Below are 20351 nucleotides of genomic sequence, written 5' to 3' on the forward strand. Positions count from 1 at the left end.
CCTGGTGTGGTCAGTTGATCGCCGGTTCGTCGACCCTGGGGCCGAAGTCCGTCTTGAGGAAATCGAAGTCGCAGCCCTTGTCGGCCTGCTCGATGTGTTTCGAGAACATCAGGCCATAGCCCCGGCCGTAGCGTGGCGGCGGCGGTGTCCAGGCAGCACGGCGGGCTGCCAGCTCTTCGTCCGGCACCAGCATGTTGAGGCTGCGCGCGGGAATATCCATTTCGACGATGTCACCAGTCCGGAGCAGCGCAAGCGGCCCGCCGACATAGGCTTCGGGTGCCGCATGCAGCACGCAGGCCCCGAAGGACGTGCCGGACATGCGGGCATCGGAGATACGCATCATGTCGCGCAGGCCGAGCTTAAGGAGTGCTTTCGGCATGGGGATCATGCCCCATTCCGGCATTCCCGGCCCACCCTGCGGCCCGGCATTGCGCAGCACCAGCACCGTGTCCGGTGTCAGCGGATAGTCGGGATCGTCGATGATCTTCTTGAGTTCAGCATAGCTGTCGGCCACCAGCGCCGGCCCCTTGTGCCGGTGGAATTGCCGATCGCAGGCCGCGGGCTTGATCACTGCGCCGTCAGGGCAGAGATTACCCTTCAGCACGGCGAGCGATCCCTCGTGATAGACAGGGTTGGTGAGCGGCCGGATCACGTCCTCGTTCCAGATCTTCACGTCGTCGAGCCCATCGGTCAGCGGCTTGCCGGTGACGGTGATCGCCGTGCTGTCGAGCTTGTCGCCGAGCTGCTTCATCAGCGCGCGCAGGCCGCCGGCATAGTAGAAATCCTCCATCAGGTAATTGCTGCCCGAAGGCCTGATATTGGCGATGACTGGCGTCCTACGGCCGATGCGGTCGAGATCATCAAGTTCGAGCGGAATGCCGGCACGGCGGGCCATGGCGATCACATGGATGATGGCATTGGTGGAACAGCCCGTTGCCATGGCGACCGTCACGGCATTCTCGACGGATGCCGCGGTGACGATCCGGTCCGGCGTCAGGTCTTCCCAGATCATCTCGACGACGCGCCGGCCGCATTGCGTCGACATGCGCTGGTGGCCGGCATCCGCCGCAGGAATGGATGAGGCGCCGGGCAGGGAAAGGCCCATCGCCTCGGCAATTGCAGTCATGGTCGAGGCAGTCCCCATGGTCATGCAATGGCCGTAGGAGCGGGCGATCCCGGCCTCGATGCCTTGCCATTCTTCCTTCGAGATGGTGCCGGCGCGGCGCTCATCCCAGTATTTGAAGCCGTCCGTGCCGGAGCCTAGGTACTTGCCAGCATAGTTGCCGCGTAGCATTGGCCCTGCGGGCAGGAAAATAAACGGTAGTCCCATGCTGAGCGCACCCATGATGAGCCCAGGCGTGGTCTTGTCGCAGCCGCCCATCAGCACGGCGCCGTCGAACGGGTGCGAGCGCAACAGCTCTTCCGCCTCCATCGCCAGCATGTTGCGATAGAGCATGGTCGTCGGTTTGACGAAGTTTTCCGAGAGCGACAGCGCCGGCAATTCCATGGGAAAGCCGCCGGCCTGCAGCACGCCGCGTTTTACCCATTCCACCCGATCCTTGAAATGCATGTGGCACGGCTGGGCATCAGACCAGGTGTTGAGGATCGCGACGATCGGCCGTCCCTCCCAGTCCGCCGGGTCATAGCCCATCTGCATCGTCCGCGAACGGTGGCCGAAGGAACGTTGGTCGTCCGGCACCATCCAGCGGGCGGATCGCAGTTGCTCGTAGGTCTTTTTCGGTGTCATTGACGTCTCCGGCTGGTCTTCGACCGCATTGGCTTCGGTCAGAAGCGGATTTCGCTTGATGTGATGAATGCCTGCAGTGCCGCATGCTGGGATGGAGTGAGCGGCCAGGCCGAAGGCGGCCGGGTGGCGCCGCAATCATGACCGATCGCTGCCAGCGCCGCCTTCACTCCTGTCACATTGGTGCCGTTCAATTCCTCGGCGCGGATCTCCTCGAATGCTTTCATTCCCGCGATCAGGCAGTTGGCCTTGCGGTAGTCGCCCGCTTCGAGTGCTGAATGAATGGCGACCGAGCGCTCGGGCCAGACATTGATGAGGCCGGACGTAAAGCCGCGTGCGCCGACCGCATAGAAGGCCGGAGCCCAGACTTCCGCCAGTCCGCCGACCCAGACGATGTCGGGATCGGTGGCGGCGATCGCCTCGGCCAGTTTCAGCGGATTAGGCGTCGCCCATTTGACGCCGACAACCGCTGGCAGCTCGCAGAGCTCCCTTATGGCCTTGATGCCGATGGCGTCGTTGCGCAGATAAAGCACTATGGGCAGTCCCTCTGCGGCATCGGCGATTGCCCGGACATAGTCGATCAGGCCGCGTGGCGATGAAAATGGATCCGGCGGCTGGTGGATCATCAACGCCGATGCCCCTGCTGCCCTTGAGGTTCTAGCCAACCGGCAGGCGTCACGCACGCCTCTGCCCACACCCGCCAACAGCGGAACGCGGCCACCCACATGATCCGCCGAAGCGCCGACCATAGTCTCGGCCTCCTCGACTGTAAGTGCGTAAAATTCGCTCGTATTGCCGTTCGCAACGAGGATGTGCACACCTGCGGCAATCGCCTTGTCCACGATAGGTCTCTGCCGCCGAGGATCGACCTCTCCAGCGTTGTCATAGGGGGTGACGAGAATGCCGGAGATGCCTGTGAGGGCGGTATGCAAATTGCTGGTCATCGGAGATCTTCCTTGTGTCAGTAACGTTCGCATCGCGTCATTCCGTGAAGGCTTCGTCGCGCTTGCGGCTGATCGAGGGTGCCAGCACCAGGCCCAGGACGACCACCGCCACCACCAAGAGCAACAGGCTAAGCGGGCTTCGTACGAAGATGGTCGGATCGCCCTGGCTGATAAGCATGGCGCGGCGCAAATTCTCTTCCAGCATCGGGCCGAGAATGAAGCCCAACAGCAGCGGCGCAGGCTCGAAATGCAACTTGGAGAGCGCAAAACCGACCGCGCTGAAGCCTGCCATGATGAAGATGTCGAAGACGCTGTTGTTGATGCTATAGGCGCCGATGCAGCAGAAGCCGATGATTGCAGGAAACAGCAGGTGATAGGGAATGGTGAGCATTCGTACCCAAAGCCCGATCAGCGGCAGGTTCAGGACGACAAGCATCAGGTTCCCCGACCACATGGACACGATCATGCCCCAGAACAGTTCGGGTTCCTCGGAGATGACGTTGGGGCCGGGCGTAATACCCTGAATGATCATCGCGCCGACCATCAGGGCCATGACCGGGTTACCGGGTATGCCAAGTGTCAGCATCGGAATGAACGAGGTTTGCGCTCCGCCATTATTGGCAGATTCCGGCGCCGCGACTGCCTCGATCGCGCCCTTTCCGAATTCGGCCCTGTTTGGCGAAATGCGCTTTTCCAGCGCATAGGCGGCGAAGGAGGATAGCATGGCGCCACCGCCCGGCAGCACGCCCAGGAACGAGCCGAGCGCTGTGCCGCGCAGGACTGGACCGCGGATGCGCCTGAAATCGTCGCGGGTCAGCATCAGGCCAGTAACCTTCTTCACTCCGACCGAACGCTCATGCTCGTTCTCGAGATTGCGGAGGATCTCGCAGATGCCGAATATGCCCATGCTGACTGCGACGAAATTGAGACCGTCATAAAGCTCTGGAATGCCGAAGATGTATCGCGGCATGCCGCTTTCCACATCGGTGCCGACCGAGCCAAGCAGTAGGCCGAAAACGATCATCGCAAACGCCTTTAGGAGTGAACCGCTGGCCAGCGCTACCGAGGCGACGAGGCCGAGAACCATCAGAGAGAAATATTCAGCAGGCCCGAATTTCAGCGCGACTGCGGCAAGCGGCGGGGCCGCAACCGCCAGAAGCAAAGTCGCGACCGTTCCGGCGAAGAAGGATCCAAGCGCTGCTGTTGCCAACGCCGCGCCCGCGCGACCGTTGCGCGCCATTTGGTAGCCGTCGATCGCAGTGACGACCGACGAGCTTTCGCCCGGAAGATTGATCAGGATCGCGGTGGTCGAGCCGCCATACTGGGCGCCATAGAAGATGCCGGCAAGCATGATCAACGCCGACTCCGGCTGCAGTCCAAAGGTGATCGGCAACAGCATGGCGATCGTCGCAGTCGGCCCGAGACCCGGCAGCACGCCGATAGCGGTGCCCAGCAGACAGCCGATGAAACCATAGAGCAGGTTCACGGGCTGGAAGGCGGTGGCGGCACCCAGCAACAGGTCGGAAAAGATGTCCATACGAAACTCCAGGCGGGTGATAAATCGGTCAGTTGCCCAGGAAAGGGATCCATGGGCCGAAGGCGCTGACGGGAAGCGACAGGAGCCGTGCAAAGAGAACGACCGAACTGATCGCCATGAACAGCGCGAGCGCGATCGAATGGCGCCACCCGGCATATCTGCTGGCGCAACTGACACCGCCGACCATCAAGAACATGGTCGGTGCGAGCCCTAGGTGCGAGAGCGCCAGGCCGAAGAAGACTGGCGCCAGGATCACCAGTATGTAGGCCTTCCAGTTCGCCGGTGCATCTGGCTCATCCTTGACGGCAACCACCAGAGACTGAACCATGATGAGGACTCCGATGCCGATCAGCAGGAGGCTCAGCATGACCGGGAAGTAACCAGGTCCCATCTGGAACGAGTTCCCGACATCGAGCTCTCGCCCGAATCCAATGAACAGTAGGCTAACGACGATCATCGCCGCGCCGCCGACAAATTCGCGACCGTTTCTAATCTTCAACATGGCTTTAGATCCATAGGTCAGAAGGTACCGGCCGACGCGATGCGCCGGCCGGGTGGAAATGTCACTGCAGGGGGACGTTCGCCGCCTTGATGACCTCTGCCCATTTGTCGGTTTCGCTCTTGATAAAGGTCGCAAACTCTTCCGAGGTGTTGCCGACCGGCGTTGCGCCCATGCCTTCGATCTTCTCTTTCATGGCTGGGTCGTGAAGGATGGCCTGAACCTCCTTGCTGAGCTTCTCGACAATTTCCGGCGGCGTGCCTGGCGGTGCGAAAATGCCGTGCCAGGACGTTGCCTCGAATCCCGGAATGACGCTGTCCATAGTCGGCACGTCCGGCAGCAGCGATGCCCTGTCGAGGCTGGTAACCGCGAGCGCCCGAAGCTTGCCGGCCTTGACCTGCTGCGCTGCCGTCGGAATGTTGTCGAACATGAAGTCGATATGGCCGGCGACAACGTCCATAATTGCCTGGCTGCTGCCCTTATAGGGCACATGGGTAATCTTGACGCCTGCCTTGGTGGCGAGCAGTTCGCCCGCAAGATGGATCGACGTGCCGACGCCCGACGATGCGTAGGTGTGCTTGCCCGGTTCCTTCTTCAGCAGTTCGATCAGTTCCTGGACCGAATTGACCGGCAGCTTGTCCGGATTGACCACGAGCACGTTTGGCAGGCGGGCGATCAGCGACAGCGGTGCGAAGCCCTTTTCCTTGTCGTAGGGCAAGGTTTTGAACAGGGTCTGGTTGATCGCGTTGGAGCTGACCGTGCCCATGCCGATCGTGTATCCGTCGGGAACCGCTCTAGCGAGATCGCCGAGGCCGACATTTCCTCCCGCTCCAGGCTTGTTCTCCACGATAAAGCGCTGGCCGAGGCGCTTATCCAATTGTTCGGCCACGAGGCGGCCGAAGGTATCGGTATTGCCGCCTGCGGCAAACGGCACGATCACCGTCACCGTTTTAGAGGGATAGTCCTGGCCCTGGGCCTTACCCGCAGTTGCGGCTAAGGAAGCGATCGAAGCGGCCATCGCCGCCACTGTAATGAAACGAATTAAACGCATGATTTCTCCTCCGGCTTGGGCAAGCATATGCCCTAATGAAATCCCGTTCCGGCTCCTCAACCGGAAAATGGAAGCGCTTTCATTCTATCATCATATTTTTGCCTCGCAAGACTTGGCCATCTCATGAATCAGCAAGCTTTTTCTGTGAGTTACGTGAAATTAGCAATCTTTTTTTGTTGCGGCCTTGCCAAACGGCAAAATGAAAGCGTAAATCATTTTACGATGGAGATGACCATGACCGGACAGGGAAGCAGCAGACCGATAGACCTACCTAGACCGGTGACGCTGGCGGATATCGCCAGGCTTGCCGGGGTCTCGCCGGTGACCGTCTCGCGCGCGATCAACACGCCCAGCCTGGTGAAGCCAAAGACGCTTGGAGCTATAGAACGCGTTATCGCCATGACAGGATATGTACCTAATCTCCTTGCCGGTGGACTGGCGTCCCGCAGAACAAGGCTGGTTGCGGCGATCGTTCCATCGGTGTCCAGCACCATCTTCGCCGAGGCGATCGAAGGTTTGAATGCAGAACTCGTCGCTGAAGGCTATCAACTCCTGCTGGGCCTGTCCGGTTATGACCACCGCCGGGAGATGGAACTAACGCGCGCCATCCTGGCGCGGCGGCCCGACGGCATCATCCTGACCGGCATCACCCATCTGAAGGAAACGCGGGCTATGTTGACGGGGGCCGGTCTGCCGATCGTCGAAATCTGGGATTCCACGCCGTCGCCGCTCGATACCGCCGTCGGCTTCTCGCACTATGATGTCGGCGCCTTGGTCGCCGAATACTTTATAAGGAAGGGCTATGATCGTTATGCGCAAATCGGCGCGAACGATCCTCGCGCCATTCAGCGCAGGGATGGATTCATCAAGCGGCTCTCTGGTGTCGCGGCGGTGGAACTCCCCGATATCGAGATGAACTCGCCCTCGACTTTCAGCGACGGGCGGAAGGCATTGGCGCATTTGCTTGCTCGGGGAAGGGGATCGCTCGCCGTCTTTGGAAGTTCCGACGTCGTGGCGCATGGGGCGCTGACAGAAGCGGTTGCAAGAGGATGCAGAATACCGGAGGATGTCGCAATTGTCGGGTTCGGCGACTTCGACTTCGCGCCACACACCTATCCGTCGCTGACGACAGTTCGCATTGACCGCCGCATGATCGGGACAAAGGCCGCGCGGTCGATATTAAGAAAAATCTCTGGCGAGACTGTCGAGCCCATGATCGAAATTGATTTCGAAATCATCGCGAGACAGTCGGCTTAGTCGCCGATGGCGGCGTAGGTGCGCCAGACGTTGGATGAGGGTGTCTCAGGTTTTGCTCCTATCAAGACCAGCCATGTGGACTGCGAAGACACCACCTCACTGCACCTCGTTGACATAGCGGTGGTTGGCGGTGGTTGCCCGGTGCGCTGAAATCAAAACCGGTACAGCCATCTGGTCATAGGCCACTTCGTCGATCGTTAGGACCGCCGCTGGCCGGCTCAGGTCCAGCCAATGGGCATCGCACTCGGTCGCAAGGTCGGCACCGAGCTGTTCCCGTATGGCCGAGATGCGGATCCCATAATTTTCCAGTAGATGCAGGTAGAAGAGCTGAGGGATTTCCTCCGACCTCTCCGGGAAGTCTGGAACCCGGTCGCAAGAAAGCGTCAGCGTCTCGTGCATGATCGGCCGCTCGTCGACGTAACGCACCCGGTGGAAGGTAACGATCGGCGATCCTTCGTAGATCTGAAGTTTTCGCGCTTCGGCCGCGGAAGCAACGCTCCTATCGAGCGAAGTCACCTTCGTGACCGATTTGCTAAGCGAACCATCCAGACCGTGCAGTCGAAAATACTGAAAAAACAGTCGCAGGCTGTGCTGCGGCTTGCGGCCGGTCACGACTGTGCCGGTCTTGCGACGGCGGCTGAGAAGGCCGTCATTGGTGAGATCCATCAGCGCCCGCCGGATCGTACCCACGGCCACGCCGTAGGTTTGCGACAGCGCCACTTCGCTGGGCAGAACCGAACCCGGTTCCAGTTTGCCGAGCATGATCGCTTCGGTGATCTGTCGTTTGACCACTTCATAAAGCGGCAACGACAGTTCCGTCAGCTTGATCACTCCTGATGAATTATTGGGCAGTTCCGGCAATGATTTGCCTCTTCTTTGGAGTTGACTCAGGGTCTCGATCTACGCAGTATTACTATATAGTTTATATTAAAGCGCAAGCTGGGGAGGCTGGCGCGACGGTATCGAGGACACTGCCATGAACACGCCGCCGCCAGCTTCTTCGCAACAGATCCTCGGACCTGCCATGGCAGCGATTGAGCTGGATGTCGAGGTTGCTGTCGATGATCTGGCTCGGATGATCGAAGTTGACACCTCATTCCCGCCGGGTCTTGGCTATGACGCTTTTGCCGATCTGATGGCTGAACTCCTTTCGCCCTTGGGGTTTGAGTTCGAGCGGGTCGTCGTGCCGCGTGATCTTTGGTACGTAGCCAGTGGACCGGCATCCGGCGAGCGGACCAACCTCATTGCCGCCCGCGAAACGGGAAAGCCCGTCTGCGGTCTTTATTATCATGTCGACACGGTCCCGGCCGCGCCAGGTTGGGCACGCGATCCTTTGAAACTGACGGTCGAGGGTGACGATCTGTTCGGGCTCGGCGCAGCGGACATGAAGGGCACGATCGCAGCAACCCTGCTGGCGTTGCGGGCCGCCAAAAAATGCGGTCTGCCTCTGTATTACGATCCGATGCTGCTCCTCTGCACCGATGAGGAGGGGGGCCTATATCCCGGCATTCGCTATCTGGCGGAGCAGGGCATGTTGAAAGGTCATATCCTCAATTTCAACGGGTCCGCGGCGCCGCGCATCTGGGCGGGCTGCTTCGGCGTCTTCCATCTGCAGGTGACGATTAGGGGGCGCGCCGTTCATGCGGGAGAAGGCAATCGCACCGGCGCCGGCATCAATGCTATCGAAGGCGCCTTGCCCCTGCTCAATGCCTTGATGGCATTGAAGCCGGACGTGGCCAGCCGGGCATCCGCGCTGACGCCGCCGCCGCACGCGTCAGATCCGCTGCGACCACAGCTTTCAATTTCGGCCGTGAACGGCGGCACCGCCGGGGGACAGGTCCCGGCGCAGATCAAGATTCTCGTGAGCCGGCGTTACGCTCCGGAAGAAAGCTATGAGGATGCACGCGCCGAGATCGAGAGCCTGATCCGCGACCGCGTTGCCGGCACAGGGCTGGGGCTCGAAACCGACCTTGTCGGCCACCTCATCCCGACGAACGATCCGGAAGGTCCGCATTGGCCACGCTGGCAAAAGGCGCTGTCGCTGGGCTTCGGCTACAAGCCGGAAGACTTTCAAAAATGGGGCGCCGCAAGCTGCTCCGACTTCGGCTACGTGCAGAAGTCCGGTTTTGCACAGGAGGTGCTGCTGGGCGGGCTCGGCCGCCCGGAAAGCTGCATCCACAGTCCTGAAGAGCATACCACCCGCCAGGACGTCATCGCCTTGGCAAAAAGCATACTGGCCTATCTCGCGGCGGATTTTGCCGCCGACTCCATTCCTGAAAGCCGCGCCTGAACCATAAGGGAACTGAAAAATGCTGGAAATGAAACGTCGCTTCTTCCTCGCCGGCACAGCCGCCGTCTTTGCTGCACCGGCGCTTGGCCTGGCGCAGACCGCAAAGCCGGCCAAGGGCGGCACGCTGCGCATCTCCGTTGACCAGGCTGCAAGCGTCATCCATCCGCTTTTGACCCGCGTCAACCCCGAATACCTGGTGACCGAGTTGCTCTACAGCAACCTGACACGCCTCAAGGTCGACATGTCGGTCGAGCCGGATTTGGCCGAAAGCTGGACGCCCAATGACGGCCTGACCGAATGGACGTTCAAGCTGCGCAAGGGGGTGACCTTCCACGACGGCTCGCCGTTCACCGCAAAGGACGTCGTCGCCACTTTCAAGGCAATCCTCGATCCGGCAACCGCGTCGCCCGGCCGCAACAATGTCGGCCCGATCTCCGACATCGTCGCCGTCGACGATACGACCGTGCTATTCAAACTCTCCGGCGCCTATGCCGACTTGCCGGTCGCAATGGCCTACACCAACGCTCGCATCATTCCGGCCTCGATCGCCACCGGCGACCTCAAGAGCCTTTCCACCAAGGCTGTGGGCACCGGCCCGTTCAAGCTGGTATCCTACGAGCCGGACCGTCTGATTGTCGTCGAACGCAACCCGAACTATTACGACCCGGCCCGCCCTTATCTCGATCGTATCGAGGTCCAGGTATTCCCGGATATCTCCGCCGAAGGCTCGGCGATGATCGCCGGCAATGTCGACATCATCTCGACGCTGCAGCCGACCGAATACCTGCGGCTTGACGGCAATGACGGCGTCGAGGTCCTGCGCACGCCGTCCGGCCAGTTCTGCAACATCAACTTCGGGTGCGACACCGCACCGTTCAACGACGCGCGCGTCCGCCGTGCGATTGCGCTCACGGTCGATCGCGAGGCGATGGTCAACTTCGTTACCGAAGGCTTTGGCACGCCAGGCAACGACACGCCGCTGAACCCGTCCTACCAGTTTTTCAAGGCAGCCAACCAGCGCGAGAAGAATATCGAAGAAGCCAAGAGGCTGCTCACTGAAGCCGGTTTCCCGAATGGCCTGCAAGCCACGCTCATCGCCTCCGACCGCCCGGCGGTGCGCACGCAACTTGCCGTCGCCCTCAAGGAAATGGCCAAGGAAGCCGGCATTACCATCAACGTCCAGACGATGCCGCATGCCACCTATCTGGAGCAGGTGTGGAAGAAGGGCAGCTTCTACGTCGGCTTCTACAACATGCAGCCGACCCCGGACGGAATCTTCAAGCTTCTCTATACCTCGGATGCCTCCTGGAACGAGACGCGCTGGAACAACAAGGCCTTCGACGCCCTGGTCGCCGAAGCTCGCGGCACGATCGACGCAGCCAAGCGCACCGAGCTTTACACAAAGGCCCAGGAGCTGATGAACGAGGAAGTCCCCTCGATCATCCCGTCCTTCTTCGACGTGCTGTCGGCCAAGCGGAGCTGGGTCAAGGGTTACGAAGCGCATCCGCGCGCCTCGGTCTTCCGCCTCGATTACGCTTCCCTGACCGACAAGGCGCCCAAGCGCGGCTGACCCCGAACGATGCCGGACGCTCTTTGAGCGTCCGGCTGGTGAAACAAGGAACACGAACGTGTCCCCGAATTATATAGCCAAGCGGCTGGTGATGATCGTCTATACGCTCTTCATCGTATCGCTCATCGTCTTCGCCATCACCCAGATCCTGCCGGCCGATGCCGCCGTCATGATGCTGGGTGAGAATGCGACACAAGACGCGCTTGCTGCGCTGCGTGAAACCATGGGGCTCGACGCCCCGGTGTGGCAGCAATATGCAACCTGGCTCGGCCATCTGCTGCAGGGCGATCTCGGCACCTCGCTACGCACTGGCCAGCCTGTCGGCCCGGTCATGTTCGAGGCGCTCGGCCGTTCGCTGCTTTTGGCCTTCCTGTCGATCGGTCTGATGCTGGTTCTTGCCATTCCGCTCGGCATCATCGCGGCCGTCCGTCGCGGCAAGATCGCCGACATGGTCGTCAGCCTGATCTCCTATGCCGGCGTGGCGCTACCCGAATTCGTCACCGCGACGGTCGCCGTCCTCGTCTTCGCCGACCTGATGAAATGGTTGCCGCCGACCGGATATGTGCCGCTCACCGAAGATTTTACTAGCGGCATTGCCCATCTGGTCCTGCCGGTCTGCGTCATTTCGGTGATCCTGATCGCCCACGTCTCGCGGATGGTTCGCTCGGAACTCGTCGACGTGCTGCACACCGATTATATCCGCGCCGCCCGGCTGAAGGGGATTTCGCGCGGACAAGTCCTTCGTCGCCACGCGCTGCGCAATGCGCTGTTGCCGACCATCACTATCGTTGCGCTCGATGTGGGCTACCTGCTCGGCGGCGTCATCGTCGTCGAAGAGATCTTTGCCATTCCCGGCATTGGCCGCCAGCTGATCGTGGCGATCCAGGCGCGCGACCTGCCGGCCATCCAGGCCGGCGTGCTGATCATGGCGGCCACCTATTCGATCGTCAATTTCATTGCCGACATCCTCTATGCCTGGCTCGACAAGAGGATCCAGTATGACTGATTTCATCAAACGCCTCCTGCGCACGCCACAGGGCGCGATCGGCATGTTCCTTGTCCTGCTGGTGCTGGTGATCGTGCTGTTCGGACCAATGCTCGCGCCGCACGACCCGGGAACTCTTGCGCCGCTCGCGCGATACAAGGGACCAAGCGCTGCCTTTTGGCTGGGAACTGATCAATACGGCCGCGACATCTTCAGCCGCCTGCTGATCGGCGCCCGCGCCACCGTGGTCATGGCCGTGCTCGCAACCATCGCCGGTACGCTGCTCGGCGCCTTCGTCGGCACCACCTCCGCCTTCCTTGGCGGCCGGGCGGACGAATTGATCATGCGCACCATCGACGCCGTCATGTCGATCCCGAGCCTGCTGTTTGCGCTTCTGGTGGTCAACCTCCTGGGGTCCAGCACGGTCAACGCGCTGATCGCCGTTGCCATCGCGTTCGCGCCGGGCATGGCCCGCATCACCCGCAGCGTCGCGCTGTCGGTGCGCAAGCAGGATTATGTCAATGCGGCGGTCGCCCGTGGCGAAAGCTCTGCCTACATCATCCTGCGGGAAATGCTGCCGAACGTCATCGCGCCGATCATTGTCGAGATGACCATCCGCATCTCCTTCGCGGTCATGCTGTTTGCGACGCTCAGTTTTCTCGGCCTCGGCGCGCAGCCGCCGGCGGCCGAATGGGGCCTGATGGTCTCGGAGGCGCGCCGTTACATGCACCTGAGTGCCGGTATCCTGATCTGGCCGAGCGTGGCGATCGCCGTCGTCGCCGTCGGCTTCAACCTCTTGGGCGACGGTCTTCGCGATGCCCTCAATCCGCGAACCTGAGGCCGCCACCATGACGACAAAACCAGAAACTCCGGTTCTCGTGATCGAGAATTACGCACTGGATTATCACACGGTCTCCGGCGTCTTCCATGCGCTCAAGAACATCGACCTCTCCGTCCACCGAGGCGAAATCCTCGGCCTGGTCGGCGAGTCCGGTTCCGGAAAAACCTCGCTTGCCTGGTCGATCATGCGCTATTTACCCAAGAACGCCCGCGAACCCGGCGGCCGCATCCTGCTGAGCGGCGAGAACCTGCTTGAAAAGACCGATGCCCAGATCGAGGCCTTTCGCGGCCGGCGCATCAGCATGGTGTTCCAGGATCCGAGTACGTCGCTCAACCCGACCCTGTCGCTCGGCACCCAGCTCGCCGAGGTGCTGGTCCGTCACCGCGGGCTGACACGGCAGCAGGCCTGGAAGGAAGGTGAGGCGATGCTTGACCGCGTCGGTCTGAAGACGCCGGCAGCGATGATGAACCGCATGCCGCACGAGGCATCGGGCGGCGAGAAGCAGCGCGTCGTCATCGCATCGGCGTTTGCGTGCAATCCCGAATGCATCATCTTCGACGAACCGACGACGGCGCTCGACGTCATCACCTCATGCCAGATCCTCGATCTGTTCGTGGAACTGCAGGCCGAGACCGGCGTCGCCTCGCTCTACATTTCCCACGATCTGGCGCTGGTGTCGCGCACGGCCAGCCGCGTCGCCGTCATCCGTCGCGGCGACATCGTCGAGCAGGGCGCGGTGCGCGACATCTTTGCCAATCCGCAGCAGGATTATACCCGCGAACTGATCGCGGCGGTTCCCGATCCGACCCGCAGGCTGGTCGGCGACATTGTCGTTGAAACGGACAAGCCGCTGGTGCGTGTCGAAAACGTCAGCGTCCATTATGGCCGCAAGCCGTTTCTGGCAGCACTCACCGGCCGCGCCACCGAGCGGGTTGCCGGCAACAATGCCATCAGCCTCAGCATCAAACCGGGGGAAATTCTCGGCATCGTCGGTGAATCCGGCTCCGGCAAGTCGACCCTGGCGAAGGCGATGACCGGTCTCAACCGCTTCGAGGGCAAGATCTGGTTCGACGGTCGCGACATCAGGAACCTTGGCGACATGGACACTGCCTATCGCAAGGATGTGCAGATCATCTTCCAGCACCCCGACGCCTCGCTCAATCCCCGCCAGAAGATCAGCGAGATCCTGTCGCGGCCGCTAAAGCTGTTCGGGGACGCGTCTCATCTCGACCAGAAGGTCGGCGACATGCTGGAGCAGGTGCGCCTGCCGCGCACCCATGCCCAGCGGTATCCGCATGAGCTGTCGGGCGGCGAGAAACAGCGCGTGGCGATCGCCCGCGCGTTTGCCTCCAAACCGAAATTGGTGATTTGCGACGAGATCACTTCGGCACTCGACGTATCGGTGCAGGCGTCTATCGTTCAACTGCTGCTGGAACTGCAGAAGGCCAGTGGCACCGCTTACCTGTTCATTACCCACGACCTCAACCTTATCCGCCAGATCGCCCACCGGATCGCCGTGATGTATCGGGGCAATCTCGTCGAGATCGCGCCGGCGGCGGATATCGATAGCCAGGATCGCGCCGAATATACCCGCCGCCTGATCGAAGCGGTGCCGCGCCCGGCCGGCCAATACCTATGACAATGCATCAAGGAGCATGACAATGGACCCGAAGTCCCTGGTGGATCGGATCGACGAAAAGGCCTGCCTCGATTTCCTATCGAAGATGGTCCAGCACAAGAGCCATTCGGAAACCGATGGCGAGCGTGATCTTGCGCGCTACATGGCCGGCGAACTGGAAAAGATCGGGGTCGAAGCCGAATTGCAGCCGTTCGACGAAGGCCGCCGCTTCAACACGATCGGACGCCTCAGGGGCACCGGCGGCGGCAAGAGCCTGCTGTTCAACGGCCATCTCGACACCAACCCGGTCACCGAAGGCTGGACGGTCGATCCCTATGCCGGCCTCGTCGATGACAAGTTCATCTACGGTATCGGCGTGTCGAACATGAAGGCCGGCGATGCCGCCTATTTCTGCGCGGTCAAGACGCTGCTCGATGCCGGCGTCAAGCTCAAGGGCGACGTTATCCTGACCTTCGTGGTCGGCGAACTGCAGGGCGGCGTCGGCACGCTTGCGGCGATCAGACACGGCGTCAAGGCGGACTATTTTATCAACAGCGAACCGAGCGATCTCGTCGCCGTCACCATGCATGCGGCAGCCCTCAGCTATGTCATCGAACTGACCGGCGACACGCGCCATCTCTCCAAGCGCGAGGAATCCGTCGATGCGATCGCCGCGGCTTGCGACATCATCCCGCGCATCAACGCCATGACCTTCAGCGGCGCCAGGAGCGACCTGCACCGGTCGATCAACCGCGGCCATGTCGGCGTCGTCCATGGTGCGCTCGGGCGCAGTCTCGAAGAATGGCGTCCGCCGCAGGTCGCAGATTTCGTCCGCCTCAAGGGCTCGTGCCGTTATGCGCCGGGGCAGACGCAGGAGGGCGTGCTGGCCGATCTCGAAAAGGAACTGGTGGCCCTCGAAGGCCGCTTCCCCGGCCTCAAGGCAAAGCTGGTTCCGGAATTGATCGAGGGTCGCCCGCTGATGCCGCCCTTCGAGGTCTCGCCGACATCGCGCATCGTCAAATCCATCAACGCGGCCTATGAAGCCGTGCGCGGCGAAAAACAACCGACCGGCGCGATTACGCCGACGCGCTTCTACGGTACCGATGCCGGCCATCTCTATAAGGAGCTCGGCATGGAAGGTATCGTCTGTGGCCCCGGCGGCCGTTACAACACCATGCCCGACGAGCGTGTCGACATCGTCGACTATCTCGACATGATCCGCGTCTACATGCTGACCATCCTTGATATCTGCGAGGTTGCCTGATCATGTTCTCCCGGGCGGAATTCGATAGTCGTATCGCACGCGCCCGGGACGCCATGGCATCCGCCGGCGTCGATCTGCTACTCGTCGATAGCGGCGAGCTGCTGGCTTGGCTGACCGGCTACACCGTTTCCGAGACCATGTACCGCGCCGCCTGTTTGCCGCGCGAGGCGATGCCTGGTTCACCCTGCGGGCGCTGGACGAGGCGCCGTGCCGGGAAAGGAGCTGGATTTCCGACGTGGTTGGCTTCGCCGATACCGACGAAGCGCAAGCTGCCGTCGCGGCAAGCATCCGCGAGCGCCGATTTGCCGGTGCGCGCATCGGCCTCGATACCAATTCCTACAGCATGAGTGCTGCGACGTTCATGCGGCTTTCGGCGCTGCTACCGGATGCGAACTTCATTCCCATGCCGGGGCTCAGCGACAGCCTGCGCTGGGTCAAGTCGGAGGAGGAGATTGCCATCCTCCGTCAGGCATCTGCAATCGCCGACAAGGCGATGCTGGAGATCGCAAGGCAGGCTCGTCCGGGGATGACCACCCGCGATGCGGCGGCAGTCGCCTCGCAGGTCTTCCTTCGTGAAGGTGCCGATACCGGGGAAGTGGGTCCGGTCGTCAAGGCCACCGGCAGCCACGAGTTTCTGCACGGCGCGTTCAAGACCGAAACGATCACGGAAGGCGACGTCCTGCATGTCGAGCTCATTCCGCGCGTCGGAAACTACGGCGCGCGGATGATGCGGCCACTCGTCGTGGGTGCTTCCTCCGCGGAACTTACCGCTACGGCGGGAAAGCTGATTGAGCTGCAGGATCGGCAGATCATGGCGATGAAGCCGGGCGCCATAGCGCGAGACGTTGACGCGATCATGCGCCGAGGTGCCCTCGACACGGGCCTCCGGCCGACCTACGAAAACGTCACCGCCTATACGCTCGGCCTCTATACCCGCACGCCCCGCACTAGCGACTTTTCGAGGGTTCTACTGCCCACATCCAACTGGGCGCTCGAGGAGGGGATGGTGTTTCACCTTTATGCTACAGCTCAAGGCCTGGGCTTCAGCGAAACGGTGGTCGTCGATAAAGAGGGAGGCGCTCGGCTCACGAAAACGCCAAGACTGGTTTTGGCGCCTGACCCAGCTGGTCGTTAGTGAGAGGTGGATCGATGACGGGCTGTGCGTCTGCTCCAGGAAAAGCCGCATTTGGGCCGCCAGTTTCTCAGCGTTTCCTAAAAACCCATCGCCCCGTCCCGCTGAATTTTCATCGAAGAAGGAGTAACTCGCCTGACCCCTTTCGAGTTTGACGAAGGCAAGCGTCGTTGGCCGGCCAGATACGTATCGACCTGGCTTTCCCGAAGCGCCGAGATAAGTTGTTCTCCGAACAGATCGTTCGACAGGCCGGTCAACATGCCGGTTCGTATGCCCAGTCGTCCCAACGCAATTGCAGTGTTGAAGACGGCGCCGCCGGCATGAGGAATGAATCCGCTGCTTCCGCCGTCTGTTGATGCCGGAATCATGTCAATCAGTGCTTCGCCGCAGCAGAGGATCATTTCGAATACCTTTCCAATACCTGCGCTGAAGCGGACGATGAGACGTCCAGGTGATCGGGCTCGATATTCGAGTAGCCGCGGCGGGTTCCACAAACAGTTCCGCCGTCGGCGAAGATCTCGACGATTCCACGGTCATGAAACAGACGAAGGTCCTTCCCGCCGCCAAGCCCCGCCACGTATTGGATCGAGCCGTCGTCCTGGGCGAGCCGGATCGAGAGGACGCCATCGGCGACGCTCACCTCGAAGGCAAGTTCACCGCCCTGCGTCGCGACGAGCTTGCTGCCCTCCAGGGTTCCGGAAAGGCGGATTTCAATGGGTGCCTTCGGCAGCGAGAATTTGCCGCTTTTGTCCTCTGCGATAAGGTCGGCGGCATAGTGCTCGTCGACCTCGGCCGCCGGCAGCATTTGCAGTCTATTCCTGTCTTCACTCAGACTTAGAACACGGGGCAGGGACAGCTCCCCGGAATAGGCTGAGCCCTCAGGCTTACGGTATTCCCAATTGAAAAGCCAGGCAAAGGCGATCTGGCGCCCTCCCGCTTCGAAACTCTGCATCGCGTAATAATCGGTGCCGAAATCCAGCAATTGCAGTTCCGACGTGTCGGGTACGAAGGAGTCGTCGATAAACTCGCCGATCAGGGCATAAAGGAGATTGTGGCGCCGTGTTCGTGGTTCGACATGACCAACAAAGCCCATCACCAGAACCCACTTTTCCTCCAGCGGAAAGAAGTCCGGGCATTCTACCGCACGTGCGCCTTCTTCACGGAAGTTCGCCGGCGCGCGGTAGAGCGGCCTGAGGTATTGCCAATCGAGGCCATCGTCGGAGCCGAACAACAAGACCGCGGGGTCGCCCTCGATCGATGCGCCGAGGATCATACGATAGGCGTTGGCTGCGTCGTCCCACCAAACCTTTGGATCGCGGAAGTCGTGCTCGACCCCGTCGGGACGCTGCTCCAACACCGTCACAATGCCTTCCGCCTTGATCATCCGCCGATCTGGGCGCGCTATTTTCTGAATTTCCCGATAATCCTTGAAAAGGTCATAGGCGGGCAGGCGCTCGGTGTAAAAGAACATCAAACTTCCATCTCGATCCCGAAAGGCGTTGCCGGAGAATGCGCCTCCTGTAGCGCCGAGACGCCAGAGGTTCTGTTCTGGATGCAGAAATACCGGCATGTGAAGCCAATTGACCAGATCGCGAGTGGTCGCATGTCCCCAGTGCATCGGTCCCCAATCACTGCCGCTGGGATGGAATTGATAAAAAAGGTGCCATAGCTCGCCGGTCTTGCAGAGACCTACGGGGTCGTTCATCCAATGCCGGATTGGCGAGAAATGAAGCGCGGGACGATCCGGATCGGACCGAAGCCGATCTTCAATTTCCGCACCGGTGCGTTGAAGGATCCCTTTTTCCGAAAATTCAAACACCGTTATACCGGTCTCGTTCACGGTTTGAGGCTGATACCCATAGGCCCAAAGAACAGCATCCGGCGCATTGGTGACAATCGTGACCTTGCAAGCTTCCCTGTGGTGATACTTGAAAAACTCCGGATGGATGGCAAATGACGGAACCTGCCAAACCGTTTTCCCATCAATGTTGATACGAAAAAAGCCGTCGCCCGCGGCCCAAAACTCCAAGCAGTACCCCGAGGGTAGGAATAGGTTTTGCTTCATCAACGGGCCATCTTCCCGTTCCATTTGGTTCGTCATGAACACAACTCCGAATAGTCACTGAATTTTCGACAGACTCTCTAGACTACGCTCGGTCTACATTGAAACTCTGCCGACTATTGCCCGGGAACTGGAGTGCCCCTGAAAGCATTCACTGTTCTGTCCATTTCGACCTGTTCGACACTGCCTGAATCCAGAACCGTATTCCGCACCGAACCCTTTTGCACCGCTACTGCCGTCACCTCGAGCGCCTTCAAATTGTCCGTTGAAAGCAATGCGCCCACTTGCGTTGAAAAACACGCACTGTTTGGTGCATCGTTGATTTGCGACATTTCGGTTGTGGCCACGATGTGATTATTGGCTATGTAGTTGCCGCTGCCGGAAACCACATTGATGATCACAGGCTTTGCGGCGAGAGGCTTGATATATTGAGTATCGATCGTTTCTGAAATGTGGTTGGCGATTATAGAATTGTTGCTGCCATCAATGTGCAAAAGTCCGAACAGGTCATCCAGGCCGTTATCGTACTTCTGCATGGGCGCCCACGGCTCGCGATCTCGCAAGAAGTGATTTGAGGACACCAGGTTTTCGCAGCAGTTCGCAGCAAGAACCAACATTCCGGGATAGAAGGAATGGAATCTATTTCCTGTGATCGAGGAACGCACCACGCCGGAAAAATAGACGCTGCTCGCGCCTCGGGGGAATACGTTGTTTGAAGAGACCAGGATGCCGCCGTAATTTTCGGCGTAGACGGAATGTCCCCTATATCCGGCTCCGACAAAATTATTCGCTATCCTCGAGGCCTGCCCCATACCTTTCAATTCGATACAGTTGCCGCACTCTGCAATGAAATTGTTATCTATCGCCAGCGCATCCGCGTCATGAACGGTCACTCCATGCTCCAGATAGATAAGACCCATCCCCGTTATCCGGAACGAGTCATTGGCGCTGCCTACATAGATTCCCGTTTTGCCGTTCCTGTAGGTATTTTCCGCATCATTCTGCCCCGAACCATCGTCCATGAAGTGCAGGCCATCGATGCAAAAGTCAGCAAACTCCACGGAGCTTATACGAGGATTGCCGGTGCGTCGGACATAAAACGCGGCTCCGGCAGCCTCGCCGTCGGCGACGTCGGGAGACATGTCCACACATATGCGACTTCCGCCCGGCCACACTTCGCGCCACTGCGCCAGTTCGTCCGCGGGTGTGTTGAAACGGATGCTCGAAGACGTGAAGCCATGTCCAGAGCCCGCAATCTTCAGATAGCTCACGTCTATGACGACCTGGGTGACAAGACGGTAATCGCCTGGCGGAATATAGATCACTGCTCCAGGCTTTCCGCCGCCATTGCGGTCGGGAACCGCTTGCCGGCTCTTGATATCCGCAATGATGCTGTTGATGACCGCTCCGATATCCTCATGGGGGTTTCCTGCGGGATAGCGTGTTACGTCGTAGAAGTTTTCACTTGCCATTGTTCATCTCTCCTCGGCCATTTCCCGCTCCACGGCGGGAGCGAACCGATGTTCTTGATGGGCTTGTCGTAAAGCCGCCTAGGGA

16 protein-coding genes and 1 pseudogene are annotated in these 20351 nt (G+C 60.3%); 8 read left to right on the forward strand and 9 right to left on the reverse strand.

All coding sequences use genetic code 11. The features are described from left to right. Positions 1 to 10 precede the first annotated feature (10 nt). The 5 genes from araD to ACZ9BX_RS26775 all read right to left on the reverse strand — a co-directional run bounded on the left by araD (position 11) and on the right by ACZ9BX_RS26775 (position 5775). Positions 11 to 1747: an L-arabinonate dehydratase gene (araD, locus tag ACZ9BX_RS26755; RefSeq protein ID WP_476221166.1), complete on the reverse strand. Its 1737-nt coding sequence runs from the start codon at positions 1745 to 1747 to the stop codon at positions 11 to 13. 38 nt (positions 1748 to 1785) lie between these two features. Beyond that, positions 1786 to 2688 carry a dihydrodipicolinate synthase family protein gene (locus tag ACZ9BX_RS26760; RefSeq protein ID WP_476221168.1) on the reverse strand — a complete coding sequence of 301 codons (903 nt, stop codon included), beginning with the start codon at positions 2686 to 2688 and terminating at the stop codon, positions 1786 to 1788. A gap of 37 nt (positions 2689 to 2725) precedes the next feature. Next, positions 2726 to 4225, reverse strand: a complete 1500-nt coding sequence (locus ACZ9BX_RS26765; protein WP_476221170.1) for a tripartite tricarboxylate transporter permease — start codon at positions 4223 to 4225, stop codon at positions 2726 to 2728. 28 nt (positions 4226 to 4253) lie between these two features. Further along, positions 4254 to 4727, reverse strand: coding sequence for a tripartite tricarboxylate transporter TctB family protein (locus ACZ9BX_RS26770; protein ID WP_476221172.1), 474 nt, complete (start codon positions 4725 to 4727; stop codon positions 4254 to 4256). Positions 4728 to 4788: 61 nt separating this feature from the next. Then, positions 4789 to 5775: a Bug family tripartite tricarboxylate transporter substrate binding protein gene (locus ACZ9BX_RS26775; protein ID WP_476221174.1), complete on the reverse strand. Its 987-nt coding sequence runs from the start codon at positions 5773 to 5775 to the stop codon at positions 4789 to 4791. 234 nt (positions 5776 to 6009) lie between these two features. Between ACZ9BX_RS26775 and ACZ9BX_RS26780 the strand changes: the two genes are divergently transcribed. Further along, entirely contained in the window at positions 6010 to 7032 is a 1023-nt protein-coding gene (locus ACZ9BX_RS26780; RefSeq protein WP_476221176.1) for a LacI family DNA-binding transcriptional regulator, read from the forward strand. Positions 7033 to 7128: 96 nt separating this feature from the next. Here ACZ9BX_RS26780 and ACZ9BX_RS26785 read toward each other — a convergent pair whose 3' ends face one another. Further along, positions 7129 to 7893 (reverse strand): GntR family transcriptional regulator, encoded by a 765-nt coding sequence (locus ACZ9BX_RS26785; RefSeq protein ID WP_476221178.1) that lies wholly within the window; start codon positions 7891 to 7893, stop codon positions 7129 to 7131. A 115-nt stretch (positions 7894 to 8008) separates the two neighbouring features. On the opposite strand from ACZ9BX_RS26785, the gene ACZ9BX_RS26790 reads away from it, so the two are divergent. The 7 genes from ACZ9BX_RS26790 (at position 8009) to ACZ9BX_RS26820 (ending at position 16735) form a co-directional block, all read left to right on the forward strand. Continuing rightward, a complete protein-coding gene (locus ACZ9BX_RS26790; protein ID WP_476221179.1) occupies positions 8009 to 9322 on the forward strand; it encodes a M20 family metallopeptidase in 1314 nt (437 codons plus the stop codon). Positions 9323 to 9341: 19 nt separating this feature from the next. After that, positions 9342 to 10892: an ABC transporter substrate-binding protein gene (locus ACZ9BX_RS26795; RefSeq protein WP_476221180.1), complete on the forward strand. Its 1551-nt coding sequence runs from the start codon at positions 9342 to 9344 to the stop codon at positions 10890 to 10892. A gap of 58 nt (positions 10893 to 10950) precedes the next feature. Next, positions 10951 to 11898: an ABC transporter permease gene (locus ACZ9BX_RS26800; RefSeq protein ID WP_476221182.1), complete on the forward strand. Its 948-nt coding sequence runs from the start codon at positions 10951 to 10953 to the stop codon at positions 11896 to 11898. After that, positions 11891 to 12715, forward strand: coding sequence for an ABC transporter permease (locus ACZ9BX_RS26805; RefSeq protein WP_476221184.1), 825 nt, complete (start codon positions 11891 to 11893; stop codon positions 12713 to 12715). The genes ACZ9BX_RS26800 and ACZ9BX_RS26805 overlap by 8 nt, the downstream gene beginning before the upstream one ends. Before the next feature lie 10 nt (positions 12716 to 12725). Further along, entirely contained in the window at positions 12726 to 14357 is a 1632-nt protein-coding gene (locus tag ACZ9BX_RS26810; RefSeq protein ID WP_476221185.1) for a dipeptide ABC transporter ATP-binding protein, read from the forward strand. A 22-nt stretch (positions 14358 to 14379) separates the two neighbouring features. Beyond that, positions 14380 to 15600, forward strand: coding sequence for a M20 family metallopeptidase (locus ACZ9BX_RS26815; protein WP_476221187.1), 1221 nt, complete (start codon positions 14380 to 14382; stop codon positions 15598 to 15600). A gap of 106 nt (positions 15601 to 15706) precedes the next feature. Continuing rightward, the gene (locus ACZ9BX_RS26820) at positions 15707 to 16735 is read left to right on the forward strand and encodes a M24 family metallopeptidase (protein ID WP_476221188.1); all 1029 of its coding nucleotides are present in this window, start codon (positions 15707 to 15709) and stop codon (positions 16733 to 16735) included. A 93-nt stretch (positions 16736 to 16828) separates the two neighbouring features. On the opposite strand, the pseudogene ACZ9BX_RS26825 reads toward ACZ9BX_RS26820, so the two are convergent. From ACZ9BX_RS26825 to ACZ9BX_RS26835, 3 genes and pseudogenes are all read right to left on the reverse strand, one after another. Further along, positions 16829 to 17133: pseudogene (locus ACZ9BX_RS26825) on the reverse strand (PfkB family carbohydrate kinase); the annotation flags it as partial. Further along, on the reverse strand, positions 17130 to 18797 hold the full coding sequence (locus ACZ9BX_RS26830; RefSeq protein ID WP_476223053.1) for a GH32 C-terminal domain-containing protein: 1668 nt from the start codon (positions 18795 to 18797) through the stop codon (positions 17130 to 17132). The pseudogene ACZ9BX_RS26825 and the gene ACZ9BX_RS26830, both read right to left, overlap by 4 nt. A 113-nt stretch (positions 18798 to 18910) precedes the next feature. Continuing rightward, entirely contained in the window at positions 18911 to 20266 is a 1356-nt protein-coding gene (locus tag ACZ9BX_RS26835; protein ID WP_476221189.1) for a NosD domain-containing protein, read from the reverse strand. Positions 20267 to 20351 lie beyond the last annotated feature (85 nt).

It is taken from the genome of Rhizobium sp. USDA 3886 (assembly GCF_056279785.1).

Excerpts from the sequence above, each read along its gene's own strand:
- ACZ9BX_RS26760 (WP_476221168.1), bottom strand. The coding sequence starts at position 2,688 with ATGACCAGCAATTTGCATACCGCCCTCACAGGCATCTCCGGCATTCTC.
- ACZ9BX_RS26780 (WP_476221176.1), top strand. The coding sequence starts at position 6,010 with ATGACCGGACAGGGAAGCAGCAGACCGATAGACCTACCTAGACCGGTG.
- ACZ9BX_RS26790 (WP_476221179.1), top strand. The coding sequence starts at position 8,009 with ATGAACACGCCGCCGCCAGCTTCTTCGCAACAGATCCTCGGACCTGCC.
- ACZ9BX_RS26815 (WP_476221187.1), top strand. The coding sequence starts at position 14,380 with ATGGACCCGAAGTCCCTGGTGGATCGGATCGACGAAAAGGCCTGCCTC.
- ACZ9BX_RS26835 (WP_476221189.1), bottom strand. The coding sequence starts at position 20,266 with ATGGCAAGTGAAAACTTCTACGACGTAACACGCTATCCCGCAGGAAAC.
- ACZ9BX_RS26830 (WP_476223053.1), bottom strand. The coding sequence starts at position 18,797 with ATGAAGCAAAACCTATTCCTACCCTCGGGGTACTGCTTGGAGTTTTGG.
- ACZ9BX_RS26805 (WP_476221184.1), top strand. The coding sequence starts at position 11,891 with ATGACTGATTTCATCAAACGCCTCCTGCGCACGCCACAGGGCGCGATC.
- ACZ9BX_RS26770 (WP_476221172.1), bottom strand. The coding sequence starts at position 4,727 with ATGTTGAAGATTAGAAACGGTCGCGAATTTGTCGGCGGCGCGGCGATG.
- ACZ9BX_RS26810 (WP_476221185.1), top strand. The coding sequence starts at position 12,726 with ATGACGACAAAACCAGAAACTCCGGTTCTCGTGATCGAGAATTACGCA.
- ACZ9BX_RS26775 (WP_476221174.1), bottom strand. The coding sequence starts at position 5,775 with ATGCGTTTAATTCGTTTCATTACAGTGGCGGCGATGGCCGCTTCGATC.
- araD (WP_476221166.1), bottom strand. The coding sequence starts at position 1,747 with ATGACACCGAAAAAGACCTACGAGCAACTGCGATCCGCCCGCTGGATG.
- ACZ9BX_RS26765 (WP_476221170.1), bottom strand. The coding sequence starts at position 4,225 with ATGGACATCTTTTCCGACCTGTTGCTGGGTGCCGCCACCGCCTTCCAG.
- ACZ9BX_RS26795 (WP_476221180.1), top strand. The coding sequence starts at position 9,342 with ATGCTGGAAATGAAACGTCGCTTCTTCCTCGCCGGCACAGCCGCCGTC.